At 68.5% G+C, this 23,615-nt stretch carries 15 protein-coding genes; 7 read left to right on the forward strand and 8 right to left on the reverse strand.

Annotation, left to right across the window (positions count from 1 at the left end):
- Positions 1 to 1,109 (forward strand): nucleotide pyrophosphatase/phosphodiesterase family protein (locus AB0J87_RS56525; protein ID WP_363982878.1); only part of this gene is annotated, 1,109 nt, incomplete at its 5' end.
- A 56-nt stretch (positions 1,110 to 1,165) separates the two neighbouring features.
- Positions 1,166 to 2,110, forward strand: coding sequence for an aminoglycoside phosphotransferase family protein (locus tag AB0J87_RS56530; RefSeq protein WP_363982881.1), 945 nt, complete (start codon positions 1,166 to 1,168; stop codon positions 2,108 to 2,110).
- Positions 2,111 to 2,190: 80 nt separating this feature from the next.
- Here the strand turns inward: AB0J87_RS56530 and AB0J87_RS56535 are convergent, their stop codons facing one another.
- The 3 genes from AB0J87_RS56535 to AB0J87_RS56545 all read right to left on the reverse strand — a co-directional run bounded on the left by AB0J87_RS56535 (position 2,191) and on the right by AB0J87_RS56545 (position 9,227).
- A complete protein-coding gene (locus AB0J87_RS56535) occupies positions 2,191 to 3,939 on the reverse strand; it encodes a ThuA domain-containing protein (protein WP_363982884.1) in 1,749 nt (582 codons plus the stop codon).
- An 11-nt stretch (positions 3,940 to 3,950) separates the two neighbouring features.
- Positions 3,951 to 6,770 carry a carbohydrate-binding protein gene (locus tag AB0J87_RS56540; RefSeq protein ID WP_363982887.1) on the reverse strand — a complete coding sequence of 940 codons (2,820 nt, stop codon included), beginning with the start codon at positions 6,768 to 6,770 and terminating at the stop codon, positions 3,951 to 3,953.
- A 72-nt stretch (positions 6,771 to 6,842) separates the two neighbouring features.
- Entirely contained in the window at positions 6,843 to 9,227 is a 2,385-nt protein-coding gene (locus tag AB0J87_RS56545; RefSeq protein ID WP_363982890.1) for an RICIN domain-containing protein, read from the reverse strand.
- Positions 9,228 to 9,564: 337 nt separating this feature from the next.
- Between AB0J87_RS56545 and AB0J87_RS56550 the strand changes: the two genes are divergently transcribed.
- Positions 9,565 to 10,302, forward strand: coding sequence for a FadR/GntR family transcriptional regulator (locus tag AB0J87_RS56550; RefSeq protein WP_350743100.1), 738 nt, complete (start codon positions 9,565 to 9,567; stop codon positions 10,300 to 10,302).
- A gap of 286 nt (positions 10,303 to 10,588) precedes the next feature.
- Positions 10,589 to 12,091, forward strand: a complete 1,503-nt coding sequence (locus AB0J87_RS56555) for an arabinofuranosidase catalytic domain-containing protein (RefSeq protein WP_363982894.1) — start codon at positions 10,589 to 10,591, stop codon at positions 12,089 to 12,091.
- 32 nt (positions 12,092 to 12,123) lie between these two features.
- Here AB0J87_RS56555 and AB0J87_RS56560 read toward each other — a convergent pair whose 3' ends face one another.
- Genes AB0J87_RS56560 through AB0J87_RS56575 form a run of 4 tightly spaced genes read right to left on the reverse strand, consistent with a single transcriptional unit; the run spans position 12,124 to position 16,384 of the window.
- The gene (locus tag AB0J87_RS56560; protein WP_363982898.1) at positions 12,124 to 13,311 is read right to left on the reverse strand and encodes a mandelate racemase/muconate lactonizing enzyme family protein; all 1,188 of its coding nucleotides are present in this window, start codon (positions 13,309 to 13,311) and stop codon (positions 12,124 to 12,126) included.
- Between the two features lies 1 nt (position 13,312).
- The gene (locus AB0J87_RS56565; RefSeq protein WP_363982900.1) at positions 13,313 to 14,140 is read right to left on the reverse strand and encodes a carbohydrate ABC transporter permease; all 828 of its coding nucleotides are present in this window, start codon (positions 14,138 to 14,140) and stop codon (positions 13,313 to 13,315) included.
- Complete coding sequence (locus AB0J87_RS56570; RefSeq protein ID WP_363982903.1) at positions 14,140 to 15,102, reverse strand: sugar ABC transporter permease; 963 nt, start codon at positions 15,100 to 15,102, stop codon at positions 14,140 to 14,142. The genes AB0J87_RS56565 and AB0J87_RS56570 overlap by 1 nt, the downstream gene beginning before the upstream one ends.
- Positions 15,103 to 15,106: 4 nt before the next feature.
- Positions 15,107 to 16,384, reverse strand: a complete 1,278-nt coding sequence (locus AB0J87_RS56575; RefSeq protein ID WP_363982906.1) for an extracellular solute-binding protein — start codon at positions 16,382 to 16,384, stop codon at positions 15,107 to 15,109.
- A gap of 110 nt (positions 16,385 to 16,494) precedes the next feature.
- Between AB0J87_RS56575 and AB0J87_RS56580 the strand changes: the two genes are divergently transcribed.
- The 3 genes from AB0J87_RS56580 (at position 16,495) to AB0J87_RS56590 (ending at position 21,958) form a co-directional block, all read left to right on the forward strand.
- Positions 16,495 to 17,265 (forward strand): FadR/GntR family transcriptional regulator, encoded by a 771-nt coding sequence (locus tag AB0J87_RS56580; protein WP_363982909.1) that lies wholly within the window; start codon positions 16,495 to 16,497, stop codon positions 17,263 to 17,265.
- Positions 17,266 to 17,608: 343 nt separating this feature from the next.
- A complete protein-coding gene (locus AB0J87_RS56585) occupies positions 17,609 to 18,964 on the forward strand; it encodes a lectin (protein WP_363982912.1) in 1,356 nt (451 codons plus the stop codon).
- A 285-nt stretch (positions 18,965 to 19,249) separates the two neighbouring features.
- Positions 19,250 to 21,958, forward strand: coding sequence for a glycoside hydrolase N-terminal domain-containing protein (locus AB0J87_RS56590; RefSeq protein WP_363982915.1), 2,709 nt, complete (start codon positions 19,250 to 19,252; stop codon positions 21,956 to 21,958).
- An 86-nt stretch (positions 21,959 to 22,044) separates the two neighbouring features.
- Here the strand turns inward: AB0J87_RS56590 and AB0J87_RS56595 are convergent, their stop codons facing one another.
- Positions 22,045 to 23,472 (reverse strand): endo-1,4-beta-xylanase, encoded by a 1,428-nt coding sequence (locus tag AB0J87_RS56595; RefSeq protein ID WP_363982919.1) that lies wholly within the window; start codon positions 23,470 to 23,472, stop codon positions 22,045 to 22,047.
- Between the last annotated feature and the right edge of the window lie 143 nt (positions 23,473 to 23,615).

The following is a 23,615-nucleotide window of genomic DNA, read 5'->3' on the forward strand; positions in this document are numbered from 1 at the left end:
GCCAGCACAACGCACTCATCCAGGGCGACCAACTGTGGACCGCCATACCCGGCCTGCGCACCGCCAACGTCTGCTGGTGGTACGCGATGGGCGCGGCCACCGACCTGCTCATCACCCCCCGCCCCATCTACCACGCCGACGGCCGCAAGGACCCCGACTGCTACACCCGCCCACCCTCACTCCACGACGACCTCGAGGCCGCCCTCGGGCCGTTCCCCCTGTTCACCTACTGGGGCCCAACCGCAGGAATCACCTCCTCCGAATGGATCATCGCCGCGGCCCGCCACATCCTGACCCGCGAACACCCCGACCTGCTGCTCATCTACATCCCACACCTCGACTACGACCTCCAGCGGCACGGCCCCGCCGGCCCCGAAGCGATCGCGGCGGCCCGCGCCGTCGACACCGCGCTCGCTCCGCTGCTCGCCGAGGACGCCGAGGTGGTCGTGCTCTCGGAATACGGCATCACCCCCGCATCCCGCCCCATCGACATCAACCGGGCGCTGCGCGCCGCCGGGCTCCTGGAAGTCCACACCCAGGCCGGGATGGAATACCTCGACCCGTGGACGTCCAGGGCCTTCGCCGTCGCCGACCACCAGGTAGCCCACGTCTACGTCCGCGACCCCGCCGACCTCGACCGCACCCGCACCGTCATCACCGAACTGACCGGCGTGGACGAGGTACTCGACCAGGCAGGAAAGGCCAAGTACGGGCTCGACCACGAACGCGCCGGCGAACTCGTCGCCATCGCCGAACCCGACGCCTGGTTCACCTACTACTACTGGCTCACCGACGACCGCGCCCCCGACTTCGCCAGGCTCGTAGACATCCACCGCAAACCCGGCTACGACCCCGCCGAACTGTTCATGAACCCACGTGACCCCTTCGTCAAACTCCGCGCCGCCACCGCACTGGCCAGGAAGAAACTGGGCTTCCGCTACACGATGCCGGTGGTGCCACTCGACCCGGCACCGGTGCGGGGCAGCCACGGCCGCCTGCCCGACAGCCCCGACGACGGCCCCCTGCTCATCGGCCCCTTCGACCGCGACCGCTACGACGCGACCGAGGTCAAGGAACTCCTGGCCCGCCTGGCCCGGCGAGTCCGCTGACCGCGCACCTCGAAAATGCCTGGTAGGCCCGGTACAGCTGCTGGTCTAATGCGCAGATGGAGATCTCGCTGAAAGCCGGGGAGGCCCGCGCCGCCGATCCGTGGCCGGGATACTTCGCCGAGCGCGGACACCCAGGAGCCCGCCGTCTCGGTGCCGGCGTCGAAGGCGTCGTCTACAGGCTGGGCGACGGCCAGGTCGCCAAGGTGTGGACCGGCCGGCCGCCGACCGAACTCACCCGCCAGGTGTACGCGGACATCGCGCGACACCGGCTGCCATTCGCCACCCCGGAGATCCTCCAGGTCCAGGAGCACGAGGGTGTCGTGGTGACGTACGAGCGTGAGCTGCCGGGCGTCCCGATGCGGGGCGACTTTGCGCACAAGCTGCCCGCTCATCACGGGGACGCGCTGCTCACCGTCCTGCGCGGCCTCGCCTCGGTGCCGGGTACCGACGCCATGCGCCGGCTCACCGTCCAGGGCGACGACCGTCCGCTGTGGCAGGGGCACGACCGCTTCCAGGACGCGCTCGCGGCCCTGGTCGTTCGAGCCGCGGCCCGGCACGGCTCCGCGCTGGCTGTGCATGTGCCGGACTTCAGCGCGGGGGTCGAACGCACGCTGGACGCCCTGCGGTCGCTTCCCGATGCTCCTGTCACGGCGATCCACGGTGACCTCGTGCCGCCCAACATCCACACCGACGCCGCCGGCCGGCCCGTCGCCGTCCTGGACTTCGGCTTCTACACGACCGCGGGCGATCCGGCCTTCGAGGCGGCCGTCACCGCGGCCGTCTGGGACATGTACGGCCCGTACGCCGAGGAGCACACCGCGGAGCTCACCCGGTTCTTCGCGCGAGAACTCGGCTACGCGCCCGCTGCCCTCCTCGCCTACCAGGCCGTATACGCCCTCACCACCTACGATCTGTTCGGCATGGGCGACGAGGACGGGCACTTCCGGTGGTGTGCCGAACAGCTGCGCCACAACACCGTGTTCGGCACCCAGGTGTCGTGACCACGGCCACTCGTTGATCGCCGCGTCCCTGTGGCTCGCGCGGCCCGTCGGGGGCCGCGCGAGGGTGTGGACGGGTGGCCTCAGACGCGGGTCCAGCGCTGGTTGGTTCCTCCAGTGCAGGTCCAGATGCGCATCTTGGTGCCGTTGGCGGTGCCGTTGACGTCCAGGCACTTGTTCGCCCCCACCGCCGTGATCGTGCCGTCGGCGTTGAGGCGCCACTTCTGATTGTTCTGCCCGTTGCAGTCCCAGATGATCACCGAGGCACCGTCCGCCGTCCCGGCCCCGCTCACATCCAGGCACTTACCGCCATAAACCCGCAGCTCACCCGCGGCGGTCGACGTCCACTGCTGGTTCGACTGCCCGTTACAGTCCCAGATCTGCGCCTGCGCGCCGTTGGCCTGCGAGGCTCCGCTGACATCCAGGCACCGACCGGACCCCACACCCTTGAGCGCGCCCGTACCGCCCGGTGTGCTGGTCAGTTCCTTGACGCGGATGTTGCGGAACGACACCACGTCGCCGGACCCGTGGTTCTGGATGCCGACGTAGCCCTGCTGGAGCGAGCGGACCGGATCGGTGTTGGTGAAATCATTGATCTTGGTGCCGTTCAGGAACACCTGCAGCCGCTCACCCTCCACCAGCAGCTCATAGGTGTTCCACTGACCCGGCGGGTTCAGCGCCGCGTCGCGGGCGGCGATGTCGGCGGCCTTGAACCCGTAGATCGCCCCGGTCGTCTTGTCAGAAGTGTCGGTCGCGTCGATCTGCACCTCATATCCGGTGTTGAGCGCCGCGTCGGGGTCGCTGGTGGCCGGGAAACCGACGATCACGCCGGAGTTGGAGTCGCCGGTCATCTTCCAGTCGAGCTTGACGGAGTAGGAGCGGAACTCCTTGGCGTTGTACCACAGCATGCCCATGCCGCCCTGGGAGGTCAGCGTGGCGTCGCTGTTGGCGAACGACCCTGGCCCGGCCTGCGACCAGCCCGTCGTCGAGCCGTTGTACAACGTCGTGTACCCGGTCTCCGGGCGGCAGTCGGCGTTGGTGGCCTTGGCCGCGTACCGGATTCCGCCGAGCAGCAGCGTGCGGAAGTTCGGATCGGCGTACGACTCCTTGGTGTGGCCCAGGCCGGTGTAGAACGCGCGGCCGGAGGACTGGGGGTGGCACCAGGTGATCGGGTGATCGCCCATGCCTCCGCCGCTGTAGCTGCCCTCGTCCAGGCTCTGCAGCACCCGGACGTTCGGTCGGGGGTTGGTGCGGTAGTTGTACCACTCGTCGGTACGTGACCAGGTCGCCCCCAGGTGGGCGGTCGCGGCGTGCGCCCGGTCCTCGTTCCGCACGGTGGCCTGCTGGATCGCCGGGTGGTTGTTGAACCAGGCCCCCATCAGCTGCCCGTAGTAGGCCCAGTTGTACTCGGTGTCCGCCGCCGAATGCACTCCCACGTAACCGCCCCCGCCGTCCACGTACGTCTGGAAGGCGGCCTGCTGGTTGTCGTTCAGCACGTCACCGGTGGTGCTGAGGAACACCACCGCCTTGTACTGGGCCAGGTTGGCCGTGCTGAAGGCGTTCGCGTCCTCGGTGGCGTCGACGGCGAAGTCGTTGGCGGCCCCCAGGTCGCGGATGGCCTGGATCCCGTTGGGGATCGAGTCGTGCCGGAACGCGGCCGTCTTGGAGAACACCAGCACCTTGAAGGCGGCGGCCTGGGCGGGGATGGCGGGGATCACCGTCGCGGCGGCGGTGATCGCCACCGCCGTCATTGACAGGCGTCGCAGCACAGATGTCCTCCGGTCGCTCCCCGCGATGCGCCCGAGCGCGGCGGGGGTGAGATGTCGCAGCATGGGGTGTCCTTTCAGACGCGGGTCCAGCGCTGGTTGGTTCCTCCGGTGCAGGTCCAGATGCGCATCTTGGTGCCGTTGGCGGTGCCGTTGACGTCCAGGCACTTGTTCGCCCCCACCGCCGTGACCGTGCCGTCGGCGTTGAGCCGCCACTTCTGATTGTTCTGCCCGTTGCAGTCCCAGATGATCACCGCGGCACCGTCCGCCGTCCCGGCCCCGCTCACATCCAGGCACTTACCGCCATAAACCCTCAGCTCACCCGCAGCGGTCGACGTCCACTGCTGGTTCGACTGCCCGTTGCAGTCCCAGATCTGCGCCTGCGCGCCGTTGGCCTGCGAGGCTCCGCTGACATCCAGGCACCGACCGGACCCCACACCCTTGAACGCGCTCGTGCTCCCCGAGGGCGGGGTGCCGGTGTCGAGAGTGAAGGCGTCCACGTCGAACAGGTAGCCCTGTCCGGTCGGGCCGCGGAAGACCAGATAGAGCGTCGTGGTGCCGGCCGGCGCGCCGCTGAGGTTCGCCGAGACGTCGGCGAAGGTGTCCCAGCTGCCGGTGCTCGCCACGTTCACCGTTCCCAGCAGTGTGCCCGTCGCCGAGCCCGCGCGCACCTCGATCCGGCCGCCCGCGCCGGCCGAGGAGACCCGGGCGGTGATCCTCGTCGCGTTGCCCAGGTTGTACGGCTGGAAGGAGATCCAGTCGCCGTCGTCGGTGAAGCCGACCGTCTTGCCGCCTTCCGCGGTGGCGTGGTCGGCCGTCTGGATGCCCTGCTGGGCGCCGAAGTGCTCGGCCTGCCGGTGCCGCGGCTGGAGCGTACGGTCGCTGGTGGAGGTCAGACCGCCCTTGTCGGTGTAGGAGGCCACGAAGACGCCGTAGATGTTGGCCGCGGCGTCATGCTCACCGTCCACCGGCACCGAGATGGAGCCCGAGCAGCCGGTCTTGGAGGTGATCTGGTGGCGGTGGCTGTCGTGGCCGAGGAAGTAGGCGACGGTGACCCCGGCGCAGTCGATCGTGCCGTCCTCCGGGTCGGTGACGGTGACCTGGAAGGGCACGGTGTCGCCGAAGGAGAACAGCTGCCCGTCGGCGGGGGTGTTGAGGGTGACCGTCGGCGCGGTGTTGCCGACGTTCACGATCACGCTCGCCGTGCCGGTGAGACCCTGCGGGTCCCGGACCGTGAGCGTCGCCGTGTAGGCGCCGTTCGTGGTGTAGGTCTTGCTCGGATTCGCCGCCGTGGAGGTGGTGCCGTCGCCGAAGTTCCACGAGTACGTCAGCGCGCCGCCCTCCGGGTCGGAGCTGCCCGCCGAGGAGAAGTTCACCGTCAGCGGAGCGGGTCCCGACGTCTTGTCGGCGGACGCCTTGGCGATCGGGTTGCGGTTGGCACTGCCGATGTACTCGATGCGATACAGCGCCTGGTTGTTGTTGCCGTCGCCGTAGTCGAGGACGTACAGGGCCCCGTCAGGCCCGAAGGCCATGTCCATCACCTGCGTCCCCGTCCAGGGGAACGCCGAGATCTCCCCGTAGGCGCCGTCCGCCTTGACCTCGATCGCCTTGATCCAGCGCCGGCCGTACTCACCGGCGAAATACCGCCCGTCGAGCGCCTGGGGGAACTTGACGGCCGAGTTCAGGTTGGGGTCGTAACGGTAGACCGGACCGCCCATCGGCGACTCCGACCCGGAGCCGAACTCCGGCGGGCTTCCGGCGTCCCCCGCGTACCTGATCCACGCCGGCTTCGCCGCAGGCAGCGTGGTCAGGCCGGTGTTACGGAAGGAGTTGTTGGTCGGGCCGCCCGCGCAGTTGTACTTCGGCCCGGTGCTGTTGGTGGCGAAGTTCCATTCGTTGTAGGTCTCGCTGGTGGTGTTCGTGCCCGTGCAGTACGGCCATCCGTAGTTGCCCGGACCGGTGATGCGGTCGAACTCCACCTGCCCGCTCGGCCCTCTGTTGGAGTTGGTCACCCCCGCGTCCGGCCCGTAGTCGCCGAGGTAGACGATGCCGGTCGCCTTGTCCACGCTCATCCGGAACGGGTTGCGGAAGCCCATCGCGTAGATCTCCGGCCGGGTCTTCGCCGTCCCCGGCGGGAACAGGTTGCCGCTGGGAATCGTGTAGGTGCCGTCGGGCTGCGGCTTGATGCGCAGGAGCTTGCCGCGCAGGTCGTTGGTGTTGCCGGCCGAGCGCTGGGCGTCGAACTGCGGGTTGCGGTCGGTCCGCTCGTCCAGCGGGGAGTAGCCGCTGGACTCGAAGGGGTTGCTGTCGTCGCCGGTGGTCAGATAGAGGTTTCCGGCGGCGTCGAAGTCGAGGTCCCCGCCCACGTGACAGCACTGGCCGCGGTCGTTCTGGACCCGCAGGACCACCTTCTCGCTGGCCAGGTCGAGCGTGTCGTCCGGCTTGAGGACGAACCGGGACAGGTGCAGCTCGCCCTTCCACTGGTCGAACTGCGCCTGCGAGCCGTTGGTCGGCGCATCGCCGTTCGGCGTGCTCAGCCGCGGCGAGTAGTAGAGCCAGAGGTACCGGTTGGACGCGAAGTCGGGGTCCACCGCCACACCCTGCAGGCCCTCCTCGTCGTGGCTGTAGACGTTGAGCCTGCCGGCCACCTTCGTGTTGCCGCTGACATCGGTGACGCGCACCGTGCCGTCGCGCGCCGTGTGCACCACCGACCGGTTCGGCATCACGGCCAGCGACATCGCCTCACCCAGCTCGGCACCTCCCGACGCGAGCGACACCTGCTGGTAGTCGGCCGCCGGGATGGCGAGGGCGTTCGCCGGGGAGGCGTCGAGCGTGAGTGCTCCGGGAGTGATCAGCGCCATCGTGGTCAGTAAGGTGAGCCACGGACGTCGGGGCATGAGTGTTCCTCCACTATCGAAGCGATTCGAGCAAGGAGGGCACGCTTCCCGCCCTCGAGGGTGGGGGCGTCGTCAGGCGCGGGTCCACTTCTGGTTGGTGGCGCCGGTGCAGGTCCAGATCTGCACCTTGGTGCCGTTGGCGGTGCCGTACCCGGACACGTCCAGGCACTTGTTCGCTCCCACCGCGGTGATGGTGCCGTCGGCGTTGAGGCGCCACTTCTGGTTGTTCTGCCCGTTGCAGTCCCAGATGATCACGGCGGTGCCGTCCGCCGTCCCGGCCCCGTTCACGTCCAGGCACTTGGCGCCGTAGACCCGCAGCTCACCGGAGCTGGTGGAGGTCCACTGCTGGTTCGGCTGCCCGTTGCAGTCCCAGATCTGCGCCTGCGCGCCGTTGGCCTGCGAGGCTCCGCTGATGTCCAGGCACCGCCCCGACCCCGCACCCTTGAACGCACTCGTGCTCCCCGAAGGCTGGCCCTGGGGCCCGGCGGACGCCATCACGGCCTGGGCGCCCGCGGGCCAGGCGCCGTTGGTGACGGTGACGTTGTTGTTCACCACATTGCCGCGGTCGCCGTTGGTCACGTTGGTGCTGCCGTTGGTCGACCAGTTGCCGGTGACGGTGAAGTTCCCCATGTTCTCGCCGCCCCAGTAGTTGGCGGTGGCCCAGGTGCCGGTGTTCGAGAGCACGTTGCCGGTGACGCTGTAGTACTTGGAGCCCTCGTCGAAGTAGATCCCGAACCAGCCGTTGGTCCGCAGGCAGTGGTTGCCGCTGATCACCGCGTTCGGGTTCCACGACAGCGTGTAGATACAGCCCCCGTCGGTCATCTGCTGCATGACGTCATGCACGTAGTTGCCGATGAGCTTGTTGCCTGACGCGGTGGTGGGAGTGGTGTAACGCGGCTGGTAGTTGTACAGGCCGCGGTTGGCGTACTGGTTGCTGCCGCCCGGCTCGTTGGCGCCCCAGCCGTACCCGATCGACATGCCGGTGTACGGCAGGTTGTAGACCTCGTTGTGTGACACGTCGGTGTTGGTGACGTAGGTGGTCAGGACCGAGACGATGCCCCGGTAGTCCAGGCCGAGGTCGTGGATGCGGTTGTTGCTGACGGTGATGTTCCGGTTGACCATCCGCTGGTCACTGGGGTGGTGCGCGTCGGCGCGCACGCCGCCCACCACGATGCCGCCGGCCGAGCTCTGGGCGATCTCGGACCGGGTGACCGTGATGTCGCCGGCGCCCAGGCCGACGCCGCTGGCGTGCGCGTTGGCGTCGTTGCCGATGCCCACGGCCGTCTGGCCGAGGTTGACGAACCGGGAGTCGGTGAAGGTGATGTTGCCGGCCGCGGACACCTGCACGGCTGCCGGCATCTGCTGCCAGTTCGGCCGCGCGGCCTCGAACTGCTGGCACCCCTCCTGGCAGGAGGTCAGCCTGTCGGCGGGCCAGTTCCAGTTGCCCGCGATGTAGGCGCCGGTCTGCTGGTCCGCGTAGCCCTGGTTGCCGCTGGGCCCGAGCCAGGTCGTGCCGGAGAACGTGATCCCGCTGAACGTGATGTGGTGCGCGGGCGCGTCGTAGGTGCCCCCGACGTTCACCAGGGACTGGAGAATCGGGAGCTCGACGCTGATGTTGCTCATGTTCTGCCCGGCAGCCGGGATGTAGTACAGGACGCCGGTGCCGGGGTTGATGTACCACTCCCCCGGCGCGTCCAGGAACTCGTAGGCGTTCTCCAGGTACAGCGGACCCGCCCGGTGCGGCTGCGTGAAGGTGTCGTACCCGAAGGTGTTGTTGTTCCAGCCGGGCTGCTGCATCGTGATGAAGTTCCCGCTGATGCCCTGCACCGTCACGTAGCGGTCCGTGAACGAGCCCACGCTCTCCATCTCGACCCGGTTCTGGTTGGCGAGGTTGTTCAGATAGCTCAGGGCGCTGTTGCCGAACCTCAGACCGGTGGTGGTGGCGGTGAAGTCGGACCGGTTCACGGTCGTGCGCGCCCGCGTGGCGACGGCGCCGTTGACGTACAGCTGCCGGGTGTCGATCCCCGTGCCGACGTCGGCGCGCCAGATGTTCTTCCCCGAATCGGCCACGGTCCATCCGGTGACCGCCTTGGCTCCGCTGATGGCGGGACGGGCGCCCGCCGCGGCCTGCCATTTGACGGTGTAGCCGTTGTTCCCGGAATCGGCGGCGGTCAGCCGGAGCGGCGCGGTCAGCCGGTACACCCCGTCGGCCAGTTCGACGACGATGTCCCCGGACATGGCGCCGTTCAGCGAACGCACCGCCGTCTGCGCCGCGGACAGCGAGCACGGCTGGGTGGAGGTGCAGGCGGTGCCGGTGCCGGTGGGTGACGCGTAGAGGGTCGTGGTGGCCGCGAGGGCCGGGGCGGCGGGGGCGACGAGGGCGAACGCCGCGGCCAGCGCCGCGACGATGCCGATCAGGAACGGTCTCAGCGCCGTGACGGGCGAAGATGACTGCACGGTGGTTCCTTTGGGGGGTACGGGTGTGGCCAGGTCACGCCCTGCTGCTCGGGCAGGTGACGCCCTTCTGAGGGTCTTCGCCTCTAATTACGTTGTGAGTATTGATGTCCGTCAAGACCTTAAGCCCGCTTATTTCACCATTTGCACACCAAGGCTCCGGCCATGGTTAGCCGATTTGCGCCATTTACCAGCATGAATTCCCGCGCCGCGCACACCCGCGCCGATCGGTTTCATATGAACCGTTCAGATGTGTCGTACTCATGACCCCAGCGCCTGAGGCCCTGGGAGGGCGCCCTCATCAGTCATACTTTGCAGGGAACGGCGAGGAGGAAGCACGGTGACCGACACCCCGCGCGAGAGCGGATACCGGCCGGGCTACGAGGTGGCGGCCGAGCAGGTGCTGGAGTTGATCGTCCGGCTCGGCCTGCGTCCGGGTGACCGTATGCCGACCGAGATCGAGCTGGCCCGGCAACTGGGCACCAGCCGCACGGTGGTACGCGAAGCGGTAAAGCTGCTCTCCGCGCTCGGACGGGTACGCGCCCAGAAGGGCCGCGGCCTGTACGTGGCCGACGACGAGGGGATGTTCGGCACCGGGCGCTGGGCCTCCTTCTTCCTCCCGACCGACCTCGACCACGTCTACATGCTGTTCGAGTTCCGCCGGGTGCAGGAGATGGAGACCAGCAGGCTGGCCGCCCGCCGCGCCACCCCCGCGGAGCTGAGGGCCATCGAGGAGGCGGCCGGCCTGTGCCGCCACGGCTTCGAGACCGGCCAAGAAGACCTGTTCAACCAGGGCGACGACACCTTTCACACCGCCATCGCCACGGCCTCGCACAACATGTTCCTCCAGGTGGCGGTGCGGGAGGCCCGCAGGCTGCAGGCGCAGTCCAACCTCATCGGGCTGAGCGGGTCGGTGGGCGGGCATGCCGCCAAGGCCGTCGAGGAGCACGACGCCATCTACCGGGCCATCCGCGCCGGCGACCCGGAAGCGGCCGCCCAGGCCGCGGCCACGCACATCGACAACACCCTCGACGACTACCGGAGAGAGATCCAGCAGCGCCTTTTCTCATCCCAGTGATCCGGCGGGCCGAACCGGTTCGCCCCGCCGGCAATCCGACGGACGTGATCAGCCGAGCCTGCGGCGGATGAACGTTTCATCGAGCCCCACCACGAGTGCCGCCGGGCGGGGCTTCCGGCAGGCCGCCGGACAGGACGGAGCCTTGACAGGCGGTCAACCCGTCGTATGTGCTTCGCTGTACACCGCTGCCTCCCCTCCTGAGTGAACGCACTATGGTGGCGAATCGATTCGCACCGGCCTCCGAGCGCGGCTGTCTCCGTCTCGCCCTACCCCCAAGGAGTACGACATGCAGCCTTCATCCGTTCCCTTATCGGGCTCCCGGGCGGCCGTCGTCGCAGCCGTGGTGGCGGCGCTGGCAGTCCTCTTGGCCACCGCCCTGACCTGGTCGGCACCGGCCTCCGCAGCGACCACGCCACTGGTCGGCGTGGGGTCGGGGCGGTGCCTGGACGTCAGCGGCGCCTCGCAGACGAACGGCGCGCAGGTGCAGATCTGGGACTGCAACGGCCAGCCCGGCCAGCAGTGGACGTCGACCGCCGCGGGTGAGCTGCGGGTGTACGGCACCAAGTGCCTGGACGCCTACGGCGCCGGCACCGCCGACGGCACCAGCGTGATCATCTGGGACTGCAACGGGCAGAACAACCAGAAATGGCGCCTCAACGCCGACGGCACCATCACCGCGGTCGGCGCGAACAAGTGCCTGGACGTCTCCGGGTACGGCACCGCCAACGGCACCAAGGTGCACATCTGGACCTGCCATGGCGGCACCAACCAGAAATGGACCACCGGAGCCGAGCCCACCCCGACGCCGACCCCGCCGCCGCCCGGCGCGCGCCCGTGCGACATCTACGCCTCCGGCGGCACGCCGTGCGTGGCCGCGCACAGCACGACACGGGCGCTCTACGGCTCGTACAACGGCAGCCTCTACCAGGTCAGGCGCTCCTCCGACAACACGACGAGGAACATCGCCGTGCTGACCGCGGGCGGTGTCGCCGACGCCGCGGCCCAGGACTCGTTCTGCACCGGCGCCACATGCGTCATGACCGTCGTGTACGACCAGTCCGGGCGGGGCAACGACCTGTGGTACCAGGGATCCAGCGTGGTCCCCGGCTCCCCTCAGAGCAGGCCCGCGATCGCCACCACCGAGTCGCTCACCGTCGGCGGCGGCAAGGCGTACTCGCTCTACATCAACCCCGGCAACAGCTACTGGCGGGACGGCCACCTGACCGGTGTGCCCACCGGCAGCGCACCCGAGGGCATGTACATGGTCACCAGCGGCACCCACGTCAACGGCGGCTGCTGCTTCGACTACGGCAACAGCGAGACGACCAGGAAGGCCGACGCCGCCGGCGCCATGGACGCCATCAACTTCAGCACCCAGTGCTGGTTCGGCGGCTGCCAGGGAACCGGCCCCTGGGTCCAGGCCGACCTCGAATGGGGGCTCTACCCCGGCGGCAGCCAGTCCTGGAACCCCAACCAGCGGGCCTTCCCCCACAAGTTCGTCACCGCCACGCTGAAGAACAACGGCACCAGCCGATTCGCCATCAAGGGCAGCAACGCGCAGTCTGGCAGCCTGTACACCCTGTACGACGGATCGCTCCCCAACGGCTACAGCCCGATGAAGAAGCAGGGGGCCATCATCTTGGGCAGCGGCGGCGACTGCTGCAAGCCTGACGGCGGCGCCAACCTCAGCGCCGGAACCTTCTACGAAGGAGCCATGGTCGCCGGCTATCCCACCGACGCCACGGAGAACGCGGTCCAGGCCAACATCATCGCCGCCGGCTACCGCTGACCCGGTCCCTCGGCAAACCGAACGCCGGCCACCTACTCCGCCCGATGAGGGGAGGCGGTGGCCGGATGGAAGTCGCCGTTGACCGCCAGCAGCCGTCGTCCGGCGGGTTCCGGGCGGATGTTGGGGCCCTCGGCGGCCCTGGCGTTCGGCTTGCGGGTGCACGCGTTTATCGCGTGCTCGTCGATCGTGATGCCCAGACCGGGCGAGTCTCCGAGGATGAACGCGCCGTCCTCGACGTACAGGTCGAGCGACAGTCCGAGTGGCGGGTGCAGGTCCTGCAACTCGCTGGCCAGGTGGTTCGGCACCGACGTCGCGGCGTGCAGCAGCGCGACCGGCGTGGTCCCGATCGGGCTGACCGGCAGCTCATGGGCGTGCGCCAGAGCGGACACCCGGAGGAAGTGGGACACCCCCCAGACCGCGGCCGTCTGGACGATGTCGACGGCCCCCGCGGCCAGCAGCGGACGGAACTGCTCGAGCCCGGTGAGGTTCTCCCCCGTGGCGACGGAGGCGCGGATCCCGCGGCCGACCACGGCCAGGCCTTCGGCGTCCCATCGCCGGACCGGCTCTTCGATCCACGTGAGGTCCAGGGTGCGTTCGAGCTCGCAGACGTGCCGGACCGCCTGCTTGCGGGTCCAGGCCTCGTTCACGTCGAGCATCAGGCCCGGCCGCGATCCGTGCCCGGCCTCGGTCAGGACGTCCCGTACCAGCGTCAGGCGGTGCCGGTCGCGTTCGATGTCGAGGCCGCCCTTGATCTTGGCCGCGCGCAGACCGCGCTCGGCATAGAGCTGGTAAGCCGAGACGAGTTCGTCGTCGGTCAGGCCGATGTCGAGGCCTGAGGCGTAGGCGGGCACCCGCCGGTCGCGTCCGCCCAGCAACCGCCAGAGCGGTTCCCCGGCCAACTGTGCCTTGATGTCCCACAGAGCGGTGTCGAGCGCGCCGATCGTTCCGAACACGGCGCCGGCGTGGCCCGCCTTGAAGGTCTGCCGCAGCATGCGGTCGTAGAGCGCCGTCACGCCGCGCGGATCCTCGCCCTCGATCGCGGCGAAGACGGCCTCGATCTCCACGTGCGGCCCGAGGCCGATACCGGTGATCCCCTCGTCGGTGTCCACCATGACGAGCGGCACCGATACCACTCCGTCGGCGAAGACGCCGTTGGCGTCACCGACGGGACGGCCCCATTCCTGGACCGTCGTCGTGGTCCGATACCCCGTGATCCGCATGTCAGCCCTTCGTGGAACCGGCGGTGACGCCGTCGGCGATCTGGCGCTGGAGGAACAGATAGATCATCAGCACGGGTACCGCCGCGATCAGGACCCCCGAGGCGAAGGTGGGGATGTCGTCGGAATACTGTCCGCGCAGCGCGTTGACCCCGATCATGAGGGTGCGATGCTCGGGCGACGGCATCATGAGCAGGGAGATGAGCACGTCGTTCCAGCAGAACAAGGCGTCGAGAATGCCGACCGACAGCAGCGCCGGAACGCCCAGCGGGAGCATGATCCGCCGGTACACGCCGTACACCGTGTTCCCGTCGATCCTGGCCGCGTCGACGATCTCCGCCGGAATGGTCCTGTAGTGGCTCGTCATCAGGAAGACGGTGAACGGGAGGAACTGCGCGACGTAGGCCAGGATCAGTCCCGGATAGGTGTCGATGAGCCCGCTGTCGGCCATGACCCTGGTGAGCGGCACCATGATCACCTGGAACGGGACGAACAGCCCCGCGAGACAGCCCAGGAAGATCACCGAAGAACCGCGAAACCGCAGCTGACTCAGCGCGAAGCCCGCCATCGACCCGAACAGCAGCAGCAGGGCCACGGCGAATGCCACGACGACGAACGAGTTGACGAAGAACCGCGCCATTCCGGCGCCGGCCCACGCCTCGGCGAGGTTGTCCCAGCGCAGGGAACCCGCCGGGGAGAACCGGTCGAGGACGTAGTCGCGGCGGGTCTTCATCGCGACGTTGGCGGTGAACACGAGAGGATAGATCGTCGCCAGCGCGAGGACGGCCATGGGGACAGCGGCCACCCACCTGGCCAGACGTCTGCCGGGCATCAGTCCTGCCTCCCCGTGCGGCGGAGCAGAGTGATCTGCAGGAGCCCCACCACGAGCATGACGACGAAGAGAACCGTCGAGGCGGCCGAGGCGAGCGCAGGCCGGTTCATCTGTCCCTGCTGGTGCCAGATGTAGAACTCCGGCAGGTAGGTCGATCCCTCCGGGCCTCCGCTGGTCATGACGAAGAGCAGGCCGAACATGGATGTCAGCATCCCGATCATCGTGGTCACGAAGACGAACTGAATGGTGCGCGTCAGGCTCGGGATGATCACGTGCCAGATGATCTGGCGGAGCGACGCGCCGTCCACGCGGGCGGCGTCCAGCAGCGAGGCGTCCAGGGTGCTGAATCCGGCGAGGAACACCACCAGGGCCATCCCGAACGTCGCCCATACGTGCACGCCGACAACCGTGAACATGGCGATGCCCGGATCGCCGAGCCAGTCGACCGGGCCGACGCCGACCCCTCCGAGGACGGCGTTCAACGGGCCGTCGAACCCGAGCATGAGGTTGAAGATCGCACCGACGATCACCGGCGAGAGCACGGCCGGGAAGAAATAGACGCTGCGGTAGACCCGGTGACCCGGCACGCGCAGATAGATGAAGGTCGCGAGCAGCCCCGGAATCGCCACCGCCACGGGAAGCAGCAGCACCAGCAGCCCGACGTTGCGCAGCGAGGTGCGGAACAACGGGTCGCCGGCCAGCTCCAGGTAGTTGCCCAGGCCGACCGGCGTTCCGTTGAGCTCGCCGTCACCCGTGAAGGAGAAGTTGACCCCCAGGACCAGCGGCCACAGGCGCAGCACCACGATGATCAGTACGGCCGGGGCCACCAGGACGTAGGGCGCGAGGCGCTCCGCGCGCCCCCTACGGGCGTCCCGGCGGCGTCCCCGGTGCTTGACGGTCCCTCCGCCGGCCGGCACGGAGCCGGCCGGGCGGACCAACGGGGACGGACTTCCGATCGGCACGCGGTCAGCCCGCCCGGTCGGAGGCGGCCAGCTGCTCCACGGCCTTGTCCACGGTGGTCGAACCACTCAGGAGCTGCTGCGACAGTCTTCCCATCAGGTCCAGGGTCTTGGAGGACAGCGCCACGTGCAGGGCGGGCTTGCCGGTCTTGATCTCGGACGCGATCGTGGCGACGGCCGGGCCGGCCTGCGAGAAGTCGATCGTCGTGTCGGACGCGATCGCGCCGGCCTTCGAGTAGAACGCCGTCAAGGCGTCGGTCGAGGTCAGGGATCGCACCAGATCGGCGGCCAGCGCGGGGTCCTTCGTCCACTTGGCGACCGCGTAGCCGATGCCGCCGTCGTACGGAAGACTCGGAGTGGCTCCGCCGGTGACGACGGGAGCCCGCATGACGCCGATCTTGTCGGGCGGCAGGAACTCGCCGAAATCCTTCCAGTGCCCGATGTCCGACATCAGGCCGATGATGTGCGCGGCCTTACCGGTCTCGAAGACTCTGAAGATGTCGGTGAACATCGCGGTGGAGTTGGCGCCGTCGTTGTTCAGCCCCTTGTCGCCGGCGTCCTTCCACAGCTCGAAGATCCGCCTCACGTGAGGAGAGGTCCAGTCGCGCTTCCCGGCGATCCAGTCGTCGTACTCCTGAGGCGTCAGGACGCCGGATCCGAGGCCCGACAGGAAGAACTGGATTCCGGCGCCTTCCTTGTTGCCGAGCGCGAAGCAGGTGGCCCCGGTCGCCTTCTTGATGGCGGCGCAGCCGCTGACGAACTCGTTCCAGGTCTTGGGCGGGTTCGCCGGGTCGAGGCCGGCCTTCTCGTAGAGCGTCTTGTTGTAGTAGATCGGGTGCCCCTGCAGGGTCACCGGTGCGGCGTAGGTCTTGCCGTCCTTGCTGAACGCGTCCCAGCCCGCCAGCCGGCTCTTGTCCTCGGCCACGTACTGGTCCAGCGGAAGGAGCGCGGTGACCCGGTCGCGGATCTGCCCTCCCCCGTTGAAGAGCATGACGTCGGGCCCCTTGCTGGACTGGATGGCCGTGCCGAGCAGGGTGTAGTACTGGTCGAACGGCTGGGAGACGAACTCGACGGTGACTCCCGGATGCCGCTTGGCGAAGTCGGCCTTGGCCTTCTCGATGTAGGCCGCGGCGGCCGGTTCACCGGACTTCCAGTCCCAGACCACGATCTTCTGCTGCTTCTGCGTCGAGTTTCCGGAGGGTGACTGGGTCCTGGCCGCGCTCCCGCAACCGGCCAGGACCAGCGCGGCGGCCATCAAGGCCGACCACAATGCTCGCTGCTTCATTGCTGCCCGCTTTCCGAGGACCGCTGGACCAGGCGCAAACATAATTCGTATGACGTATAACGTCAATAGGGCTCACGTATACTGACGCGGTGGCGCGCCAGGAGGGGTCTATGACGACATCGCAGGAAACGCCTGGCAGCGTCCCGACGCCACCGGCCTGGGTGCGACGTCCTGCCAGTCTCGCCAGAGCGGTGACAGCCGAGCTGGTGGAGCGCATCGTTCGCGGGGTGCACCCGCCGGGGACATCGCTGCCCCCCGAGCCCGCGCTCTGCGAGGCCTTCTCCGTGAGCCGCACCGTCGTCCGGGAAGCGGTGAAACTCCTGCAGGAGAAGGGACTGGTGAGGGTTCGTCAGGGCTCCGGGACCATGGTGACCCCGCCGACGATGTGGGACATGCTCGACGAGCTCGTCCTCGCCGCGACCATCGCCGAGGAAGAGAGCCTGGCGATCCTCGACGACCTCGTCGTCACACGGCGGGTGCTGGAGTCCGACATGGCCAACGTCGCCGCCCGCCTGGCCGGGCCGGACACCGTGGAGCAGCTGCGGGCATTGGTGGATCGGATGGACGAGCTCGTGGACGACCCGGTCACGTACGCCGAAAGCGACCGCGCCTTCCACGACACGATCATGCAGGCGTCGGAAAACCGCATCGCCCGGGGCGTCGTACGGGCGCTGGAAAGCCAGGTCATCAACACCGCCCGATACCTGGGCCGGACCGAGCGGGCGCTCTGCGTGGCGTCGAACCTCGGCCACCGCCGCATCTACGAACGCATCGCCGCCCACGATCCCGGGGGCGCCGCCGAGGCGATGTTCAATCACATCACCGAGGCCTGGATCGTCCGCCGCAGCGGACCGGCCGACCCCGTGCGGCTGCGGCGTTAGCACCCGTTCGCGTCCTCGGAACCGATTCGATCGAGGGCCGTGAAAGTTTCATCGCGGCACGTCAGTGGCGGCCACGGCCGCTTCTCCTGGTCAGACGCCGGAGCGACGGGTCGCCTCAGGCACAGACCCCCAACGTCGAGAAGGCCGAGCCTTGACAGGTCTTGTCACGGTCATATTTGCTCCGCTGCACCATCGCCTCCAGCCGCCAGGAAGAAAGGAGATCCCATTACTGCGGCGTTGAGTGAGCGCTAACACTTCCAACGCCCGCACCTCCGGAAAAGGTGGTGGAAGTGGCTTCCCTTTTACGTTTCTCACCCCCAAGAACGGCAAAGGAATTCGCGTGATGTCGAGGCTCAGGTACCTCTTCACCGCTATCGCGTCCGCTGTACTGCTCATCGTCCTGGCCACGGTGCATACGGCGCTGGGCGACAGCGCGCCCCCGTCTCTCGCACAACGGAGCGCCCTCGCGGGCACCGCGGGATGCGGCAAGACCCCGACGCTGAGAAGCGGTACGCAGTCGATTACCACCAGCGGGAAAAATCGCAGCTACATTCTGAGAATTCCGGACAACTACAACAACAATAACCCCTACCGGTTGATCTTCGGATTCCACTGGAATGGCGGGACCGCCAACGATGTCGACGGGGGCGGAACCAGCGGGTACCCCTGGTCCTACTACGGGCTCAGGGCGTTGTCGAACAACACCGCCATCTTCGTCGCGCCTCAGGGCTTCAACAACGGCTGGGCCAACTCGGGCGGTGAGGACGTCACCTTCGTCGACGACATGATCCGGCGGATCGAGGCGGACCTCTGTGTGGACACCTCCCAGCGCTTCGCCATGGGCTTCAGCTACGGCGGCGGCATGAGCTACGCGCTCGCGTGCGTCCGGGCGACGGTCTTCCGCGCGGTGGCGGTCTACTCCGGCGGGCAGCTCAGCGGGTGCAGCGGCGGCAACGAGCCCATCGCGTACATCGGGCTGCACGGCCTCAGGGATCCGGTGCTCAACATCTCCGCGGGCCGGTCGCTGCGTGACAGGTTCGTCAGGAACAACGGCTGCACCCCCCAGAACCCGCCGGAGCCGGCGCAGGGCAGCCTGACGCACGTCGTCACCACCTACTCGGGGTGCCGGGCGGGGTATCCGGTCGCGTGGGCGGCGTTCGACGCCGGCCACACCCCCGGTCCCGTGGACGGGAAGCCCGGCGACTTCGAGCCCGGCGAGAAGTCCTGGACCAGGCCGGTGGTGTGGAACTTCTTCACGCAGTTCGGAGGCGGCGACCCGAACCCGACACCGACCCCCACGGTTGATCCGCCGGCGGCGGGCGCGCTCAAGGGCGCGGGGTCGGGGCGGTGCCTGGACGTCAGCGGAGCCTCGCAGGCCAACGGCGCGCAGACGCAGATCTGGGACTGCAACGGCCAGGCCAACCAGCAGTGGGCCTCCACCAGCTCCGGTGAGCTGCGGGTCTACGGCGGCAAGTGCCTGGACGTGAACGGGGCCGGGACGGCGGACGGCACCGCCGTGATCATCTGGGACTGCAACGGCCAGAACAACCAGAAGTGGCGCCTCAACGCCGACGGCACCATCACCGCGGTGGGAGCGAACAAGTGCCTGGACGTGTCCGGGTACGGCACCGCCAACGGCACCAAGGTGCAGATCTGGACCTGCACCGGCGCCACCAACCAGAAGTGGGCCCGCGCCTGACAGCCCGTGACAGCTGACCATGCGCCATCGCCGGGACGACTCATCGCCCCGGCGATGGCCATGGGCACGCCCGGTGCGAGGCTCGTGCTCGTACCCGACGGAGGCCGACCGCCCGCGAAACCCCCAAGGGCTTGGAGAACCGAAATGGCTGATTTATCGCGAAGACAAGTGCTGAGATTCGGCGCGGTTGGAGCCGGAGGCGCGCTGTTGCCCATACCATGGACGGCCGCGGCTCGGGCCGCGTCGGTGGCGCCTGCGGAGGTGAGAGCCGCGAACGATCTGGCCTTGTGGTACGACGAAAGCGCCGGCACGGAGTGGCTGCGTGCGCTTCCGATCGGAAACGGCCGCCTGGGCGCCATGGTGTTCGGCAACGTCGACACCGAGCGGCTGCAGCTCAACGAGGACACCATCTGGGCCGGCGGCCCGTACGACCAGAGCAACACGAAGGGCGCGGCGGCGCTGGGGCAGATCCGGCAGCTGGTCTTCCAGAACCAGTGGAGCCAGGCCCAGACCCTGGTCGACCAGAACATGCTGGGCAACCCTTCGGCTCAGCTGGCCTACCAGCCCGTGGGCGACCTGCGACTGACCTTCGGCAGCGCCACCGGGGTTTCGGAGTACAACCGTTCCCTGGACCTGACCACGGCCACCACGACGGTGACGTACCTGCAGAACGGCGTACGGTACCGGCGCGAGGTGCTCGCGAGCGCGCCGGATCAGGTGATCGCCGTCCGCCTGACCGCCGACAAGCCCGGCTCGATCACGTTCTCCGCGACGTTCGGCAGCCCGCAGCGGACGACGCGGTCCAGCCCGGACGGCACGACGGTGGCGCTCGACGGCATCTCCGGCGACCAGAGGGGCTTGGCCGGCAAGGTCAAGTTCCTGGCGCTGGCCCGGGCCGTCGCCGAAGGCGGCAGTGTCAGCAGCTCCGGCGGCACCCTGCAGGTAAGGTCCGCCAACAGCGTGACGGTGCTGATCTCCATCGGCTCCGGCTACGTGAACTACAAGGACGTCAGCGGCGACTACCAGGGCATCGCCCGGCGCCATCTCGACGCCGCCGCCGGCCGGACCTACGACGACCTGCGTGGCCGGCACACCGCCGATTACCAGCGGCTGTTCGGGCGCACGACGCTCGACCTCGGCCGCACCTCGGCGGCCGACCAGCCGACCGACGTGCGGATCGCGCAGCACGCGAGCGGCAACGACCCGCAGTTCTCGGCGCTGCTGTTCCAGTACGGCCGCTACCTGCTGATCTCCTCCTCGCGGCCGGGCACCCAGCCCGCCAACCTGCAGGGCATCTGGAACGACTCGCTGACCCCGTCCTGGGACTCGAAGTACACCCTCAACGCCAACCTGCCCATGAACTACTGGCCGGCCGACACGACCAACCTGTCGGAGTGCTACGAGCCGGTGTTCAGGATGATCAACGACCTCACGGTCAGCGGCGCCCGCACGGCCCGGGTGCAGTACAACGCCGGCGGCTGGGTGACCCACCACAACACCGACGGGTGGCGGGGCAGCTCGGTCGTCGACGGCGCGACCTGGGGCATGTGGCAGACCGGCGGCGCATGGCTGGCCACCATGATCTGGGACCACTACCTCTTCACCGGCGACCTCGACTTCCTCCGGCAGTACTACCCGGCCATGAAGGGGGCCGCGCAGTTCTTCCTGGAGACCCTCGTGGAAGAACCGAGCCTCAAATATCTGGTCACGAACCCGTCGAACTCCCCGGAACTGACCCACCACGCGGGCGTCAGCGTCTGCGCCGGACCAACAATGGACAACCAGATCCTGCGGGACCTGTTCAACGGCTGCGCCAAGGCGAGCGAGCTCCTGGGCACGGACGCGAGCTTCCGGACGCAGGTCCTCGCCGCCCGGGACCGGCTCCCGCCGATGAAGACCGGCTCACGTGGCAACATCCAGGAATGGCTGTACGACTGGGTCGAGACCGAGCAGAACCACCGGCACATCTCCCACCTCTACGGCCTGCACCCCAGCAACCAGATCACCAAGCGCGGCACCCCCGCGCTGTACACCGCCGCGCGGCGGACCCTCGAACTGCGCGGTGACGACGGCACGGGCTGGTCGCTGGCATGGAAGATCAACTACTGGGCGCGGATGGAGGAGGGCACGCGGGCGCACGACCTGATCCGCGCCCTCGTGACGACGGCCCGGCTCGCGCCCAACATGTTCGACCTGCACCCGCCGTTCCAGATCGACGGCAACTTCGGCGCGACGTCCGGCATCGCCGAGATGCTGCTGCAGAGCCACAACGGCGAGCTTCACGTCCTGCCGGCGCTCCCGGCGGCCTGGCCGAGCGGGAAGGCGCAGGGTCTTCGAGGACGCGGCGGCTACACCGTGGACGCGACGTGGAGCTCCGGCGGGGCCACCGAGATCCTCATCAGGTTCGACCGTGACGGGACGGTCAACGTGCGCAGCCGGATCTTCGCCGGGACCTACCAGGTGGTCGACACCACGACCGGCGACACCGTCAGCGTCGCCAAACCCGAGAACGACGTCATCGGGCTGACCGGCCAGGCCGGTCGTACGTACCGCATGACCGGGTCCGGCGGCCCCCCGCCGGCGACCTACGTGCGGATCACCAACGCGACCACCGGCCTGGCGCTGGACAGCGGCGGGAACGTCGCCTCCGGGGCGAACCTCAAGCAGTGGAACTGGGACGGCAGCACCAACCTGCAGTGGCAGCTCGTGGACCTGGGCGGCGGGTGGTACCGCATCGTCAACCGTACCAACGGCATGGTCGCCGACAGCTGGGGCAACACCGCCAACGGAGCCAACGCCAGGCAGGCGGCGTGGGGCGGCGGCAACAACCAGCAGTGGCGCCTCAACAGCACGGGCAACGGCCGCTACCAGATCATCAACCGCGGCACCGGCACGGCCCTCGACGGCATGGGCAACAGCACAGCCGGCTCCACCGTCGCCATGTGGACGCCGAACAACAGCACCAACAACCAATGGACCATCACGGGCGTGTGAACCCGACGACGCTCGCAGACCCTCGCACGCGCTTCGCCGCAACCGGCCACCGGTTGCGGCGAAGCCATGGGCCTACCGACGCGGCTTCAGGAACGCCCGCTCCAGGTCCACTTCTGGTTGCCGCCGCCTGAGCAGTCGTACAGCTGGATCTGGGTGCCGTTGCCGGTGCCCGCGCCGACGGCGTCCAAGCAGCGTCCCGACTGCACGCCGACGATGCTCCCGTCGGAGTTGACGCGCCACTTCTGGTTGTCGCCGCCCCAGCAGCCGTAGATCTGCACCTTCGTGCCGTTCCCGGTGCCGGCGGCGTCCAGGCACTTGCTGCCGTACACCTTGATCTCACCCGCGGAGGTCGAGCTCCACTGCTGGTTGGACTGGCCGTTGCAGTCCCACAACTGCACCTGGGTGCCATCCGTGGTGCTGGCGTTGGGCACGTCCAGGCAGCGACCGGAGGCCACCCCCTTGATCTGGCCGTTGTCGCCGGGCGGCGTCGGGGTCACCGTGGGCGTGGGGCCGGGGTTGGCGGCGTTCAGGGCGTTGAGGACCGCGTCGTAGGCGGGCTTCTTGTTGCCGCCGTTGAACAGCAGCGGGCTGGCGTTGGCGCCGAGCCAGGAGTCCTGGTCGCGCACCCCCCACACCGTGATGCCGGCGCAACGGGCCACCGCCAGGCAGTCGTTGGTCACGGCGGCGTAGGTCTGCGCGGAGCCGCCCTGGATGTCCAGCTCGGTGATCTGCACGTCCACCCCGAGGGCGGCGAAGCTGGAGATGGTGGTGCGGTAGTTGCTGTTGTACGGGCTGTTGCCGTTGAAGTGCGACTGCAGGCCGACGCAGTCGATCGGCACGCCGCGCTGCTTGAAGTCGCGGACCATGTTGTAGACGCCCTGGGTCTTGGCCCAGGTCCAGTTGTCGATGTTGTAGTCGTTGTAGCAGAGCTTGGCGGCCGGGTCGGCGGCGCGCGCGGTGCGGAAGGCGACCTCGATCCAGTCGTTGCCGGTGCGCTGCAGGTTGGAGTCGCGCCGCCCGCCTCCGCTGTCGGAGTAGGCCTCGTTGACCACGTCCCAGGCGTAGATCTTGCCCTTGTAGTGGGCCATGACGCCGTTGATGTGGTCGATCATCGCCTGGCGCAGGCTGCTGCCCGACAGCGACTGCATCCAGCCGGGCTGCTGGGAGTGCCAGGCCAGGGTGTGGCCGCGCACCCGCTTGCCGTTCTGCACGGCCCAGTTGTAGACGCGGTCGCCGTTGGTGAAGTTGAACTGCCCCCGGTTCGGCTCGGTGGCGTCGATCTTCATCTCGTTCTCGGCCGTCACCATGTTGAACTCGCGGGCGGCGATGGTGGTGTACTGCGAGTCGCCGAGCCTGCCCGCGCTGATGGCGGTGCCGAAGTACCGCCCGCTCTGCGCGGCGGCCGCGCCGAGCGTGCTCGCCGCGGCGTCGGCGCGGAGCGGCGCCATCAGCGCCATGATCACGGCGAGCACGCCGAGAGCACCGACGATCAGGGACCAGCGTAAGCCGTTCAAGGGCCGCCTGGTTTCAGACGAGGGTATGGCGTTTGCGCCCATGCCTGAGCCTCCATGTCTGAGATACGGAAACGGGAACACGTGGGGACACGCCATCAAGGCGTCACTTGGTGACTCAGTGTGGAAATGCTTCCGAAACATGT

Source organism: Nonomuraea sp. NPDC049625, from assembly GCF_040675285.1.
Lineage (GTDB): Bacteria > Actinomycetota > Actinomycetes > Streptosporangiales > Streptosporangiaceae > Nonomuraea > Nonomuraea angiospora_A.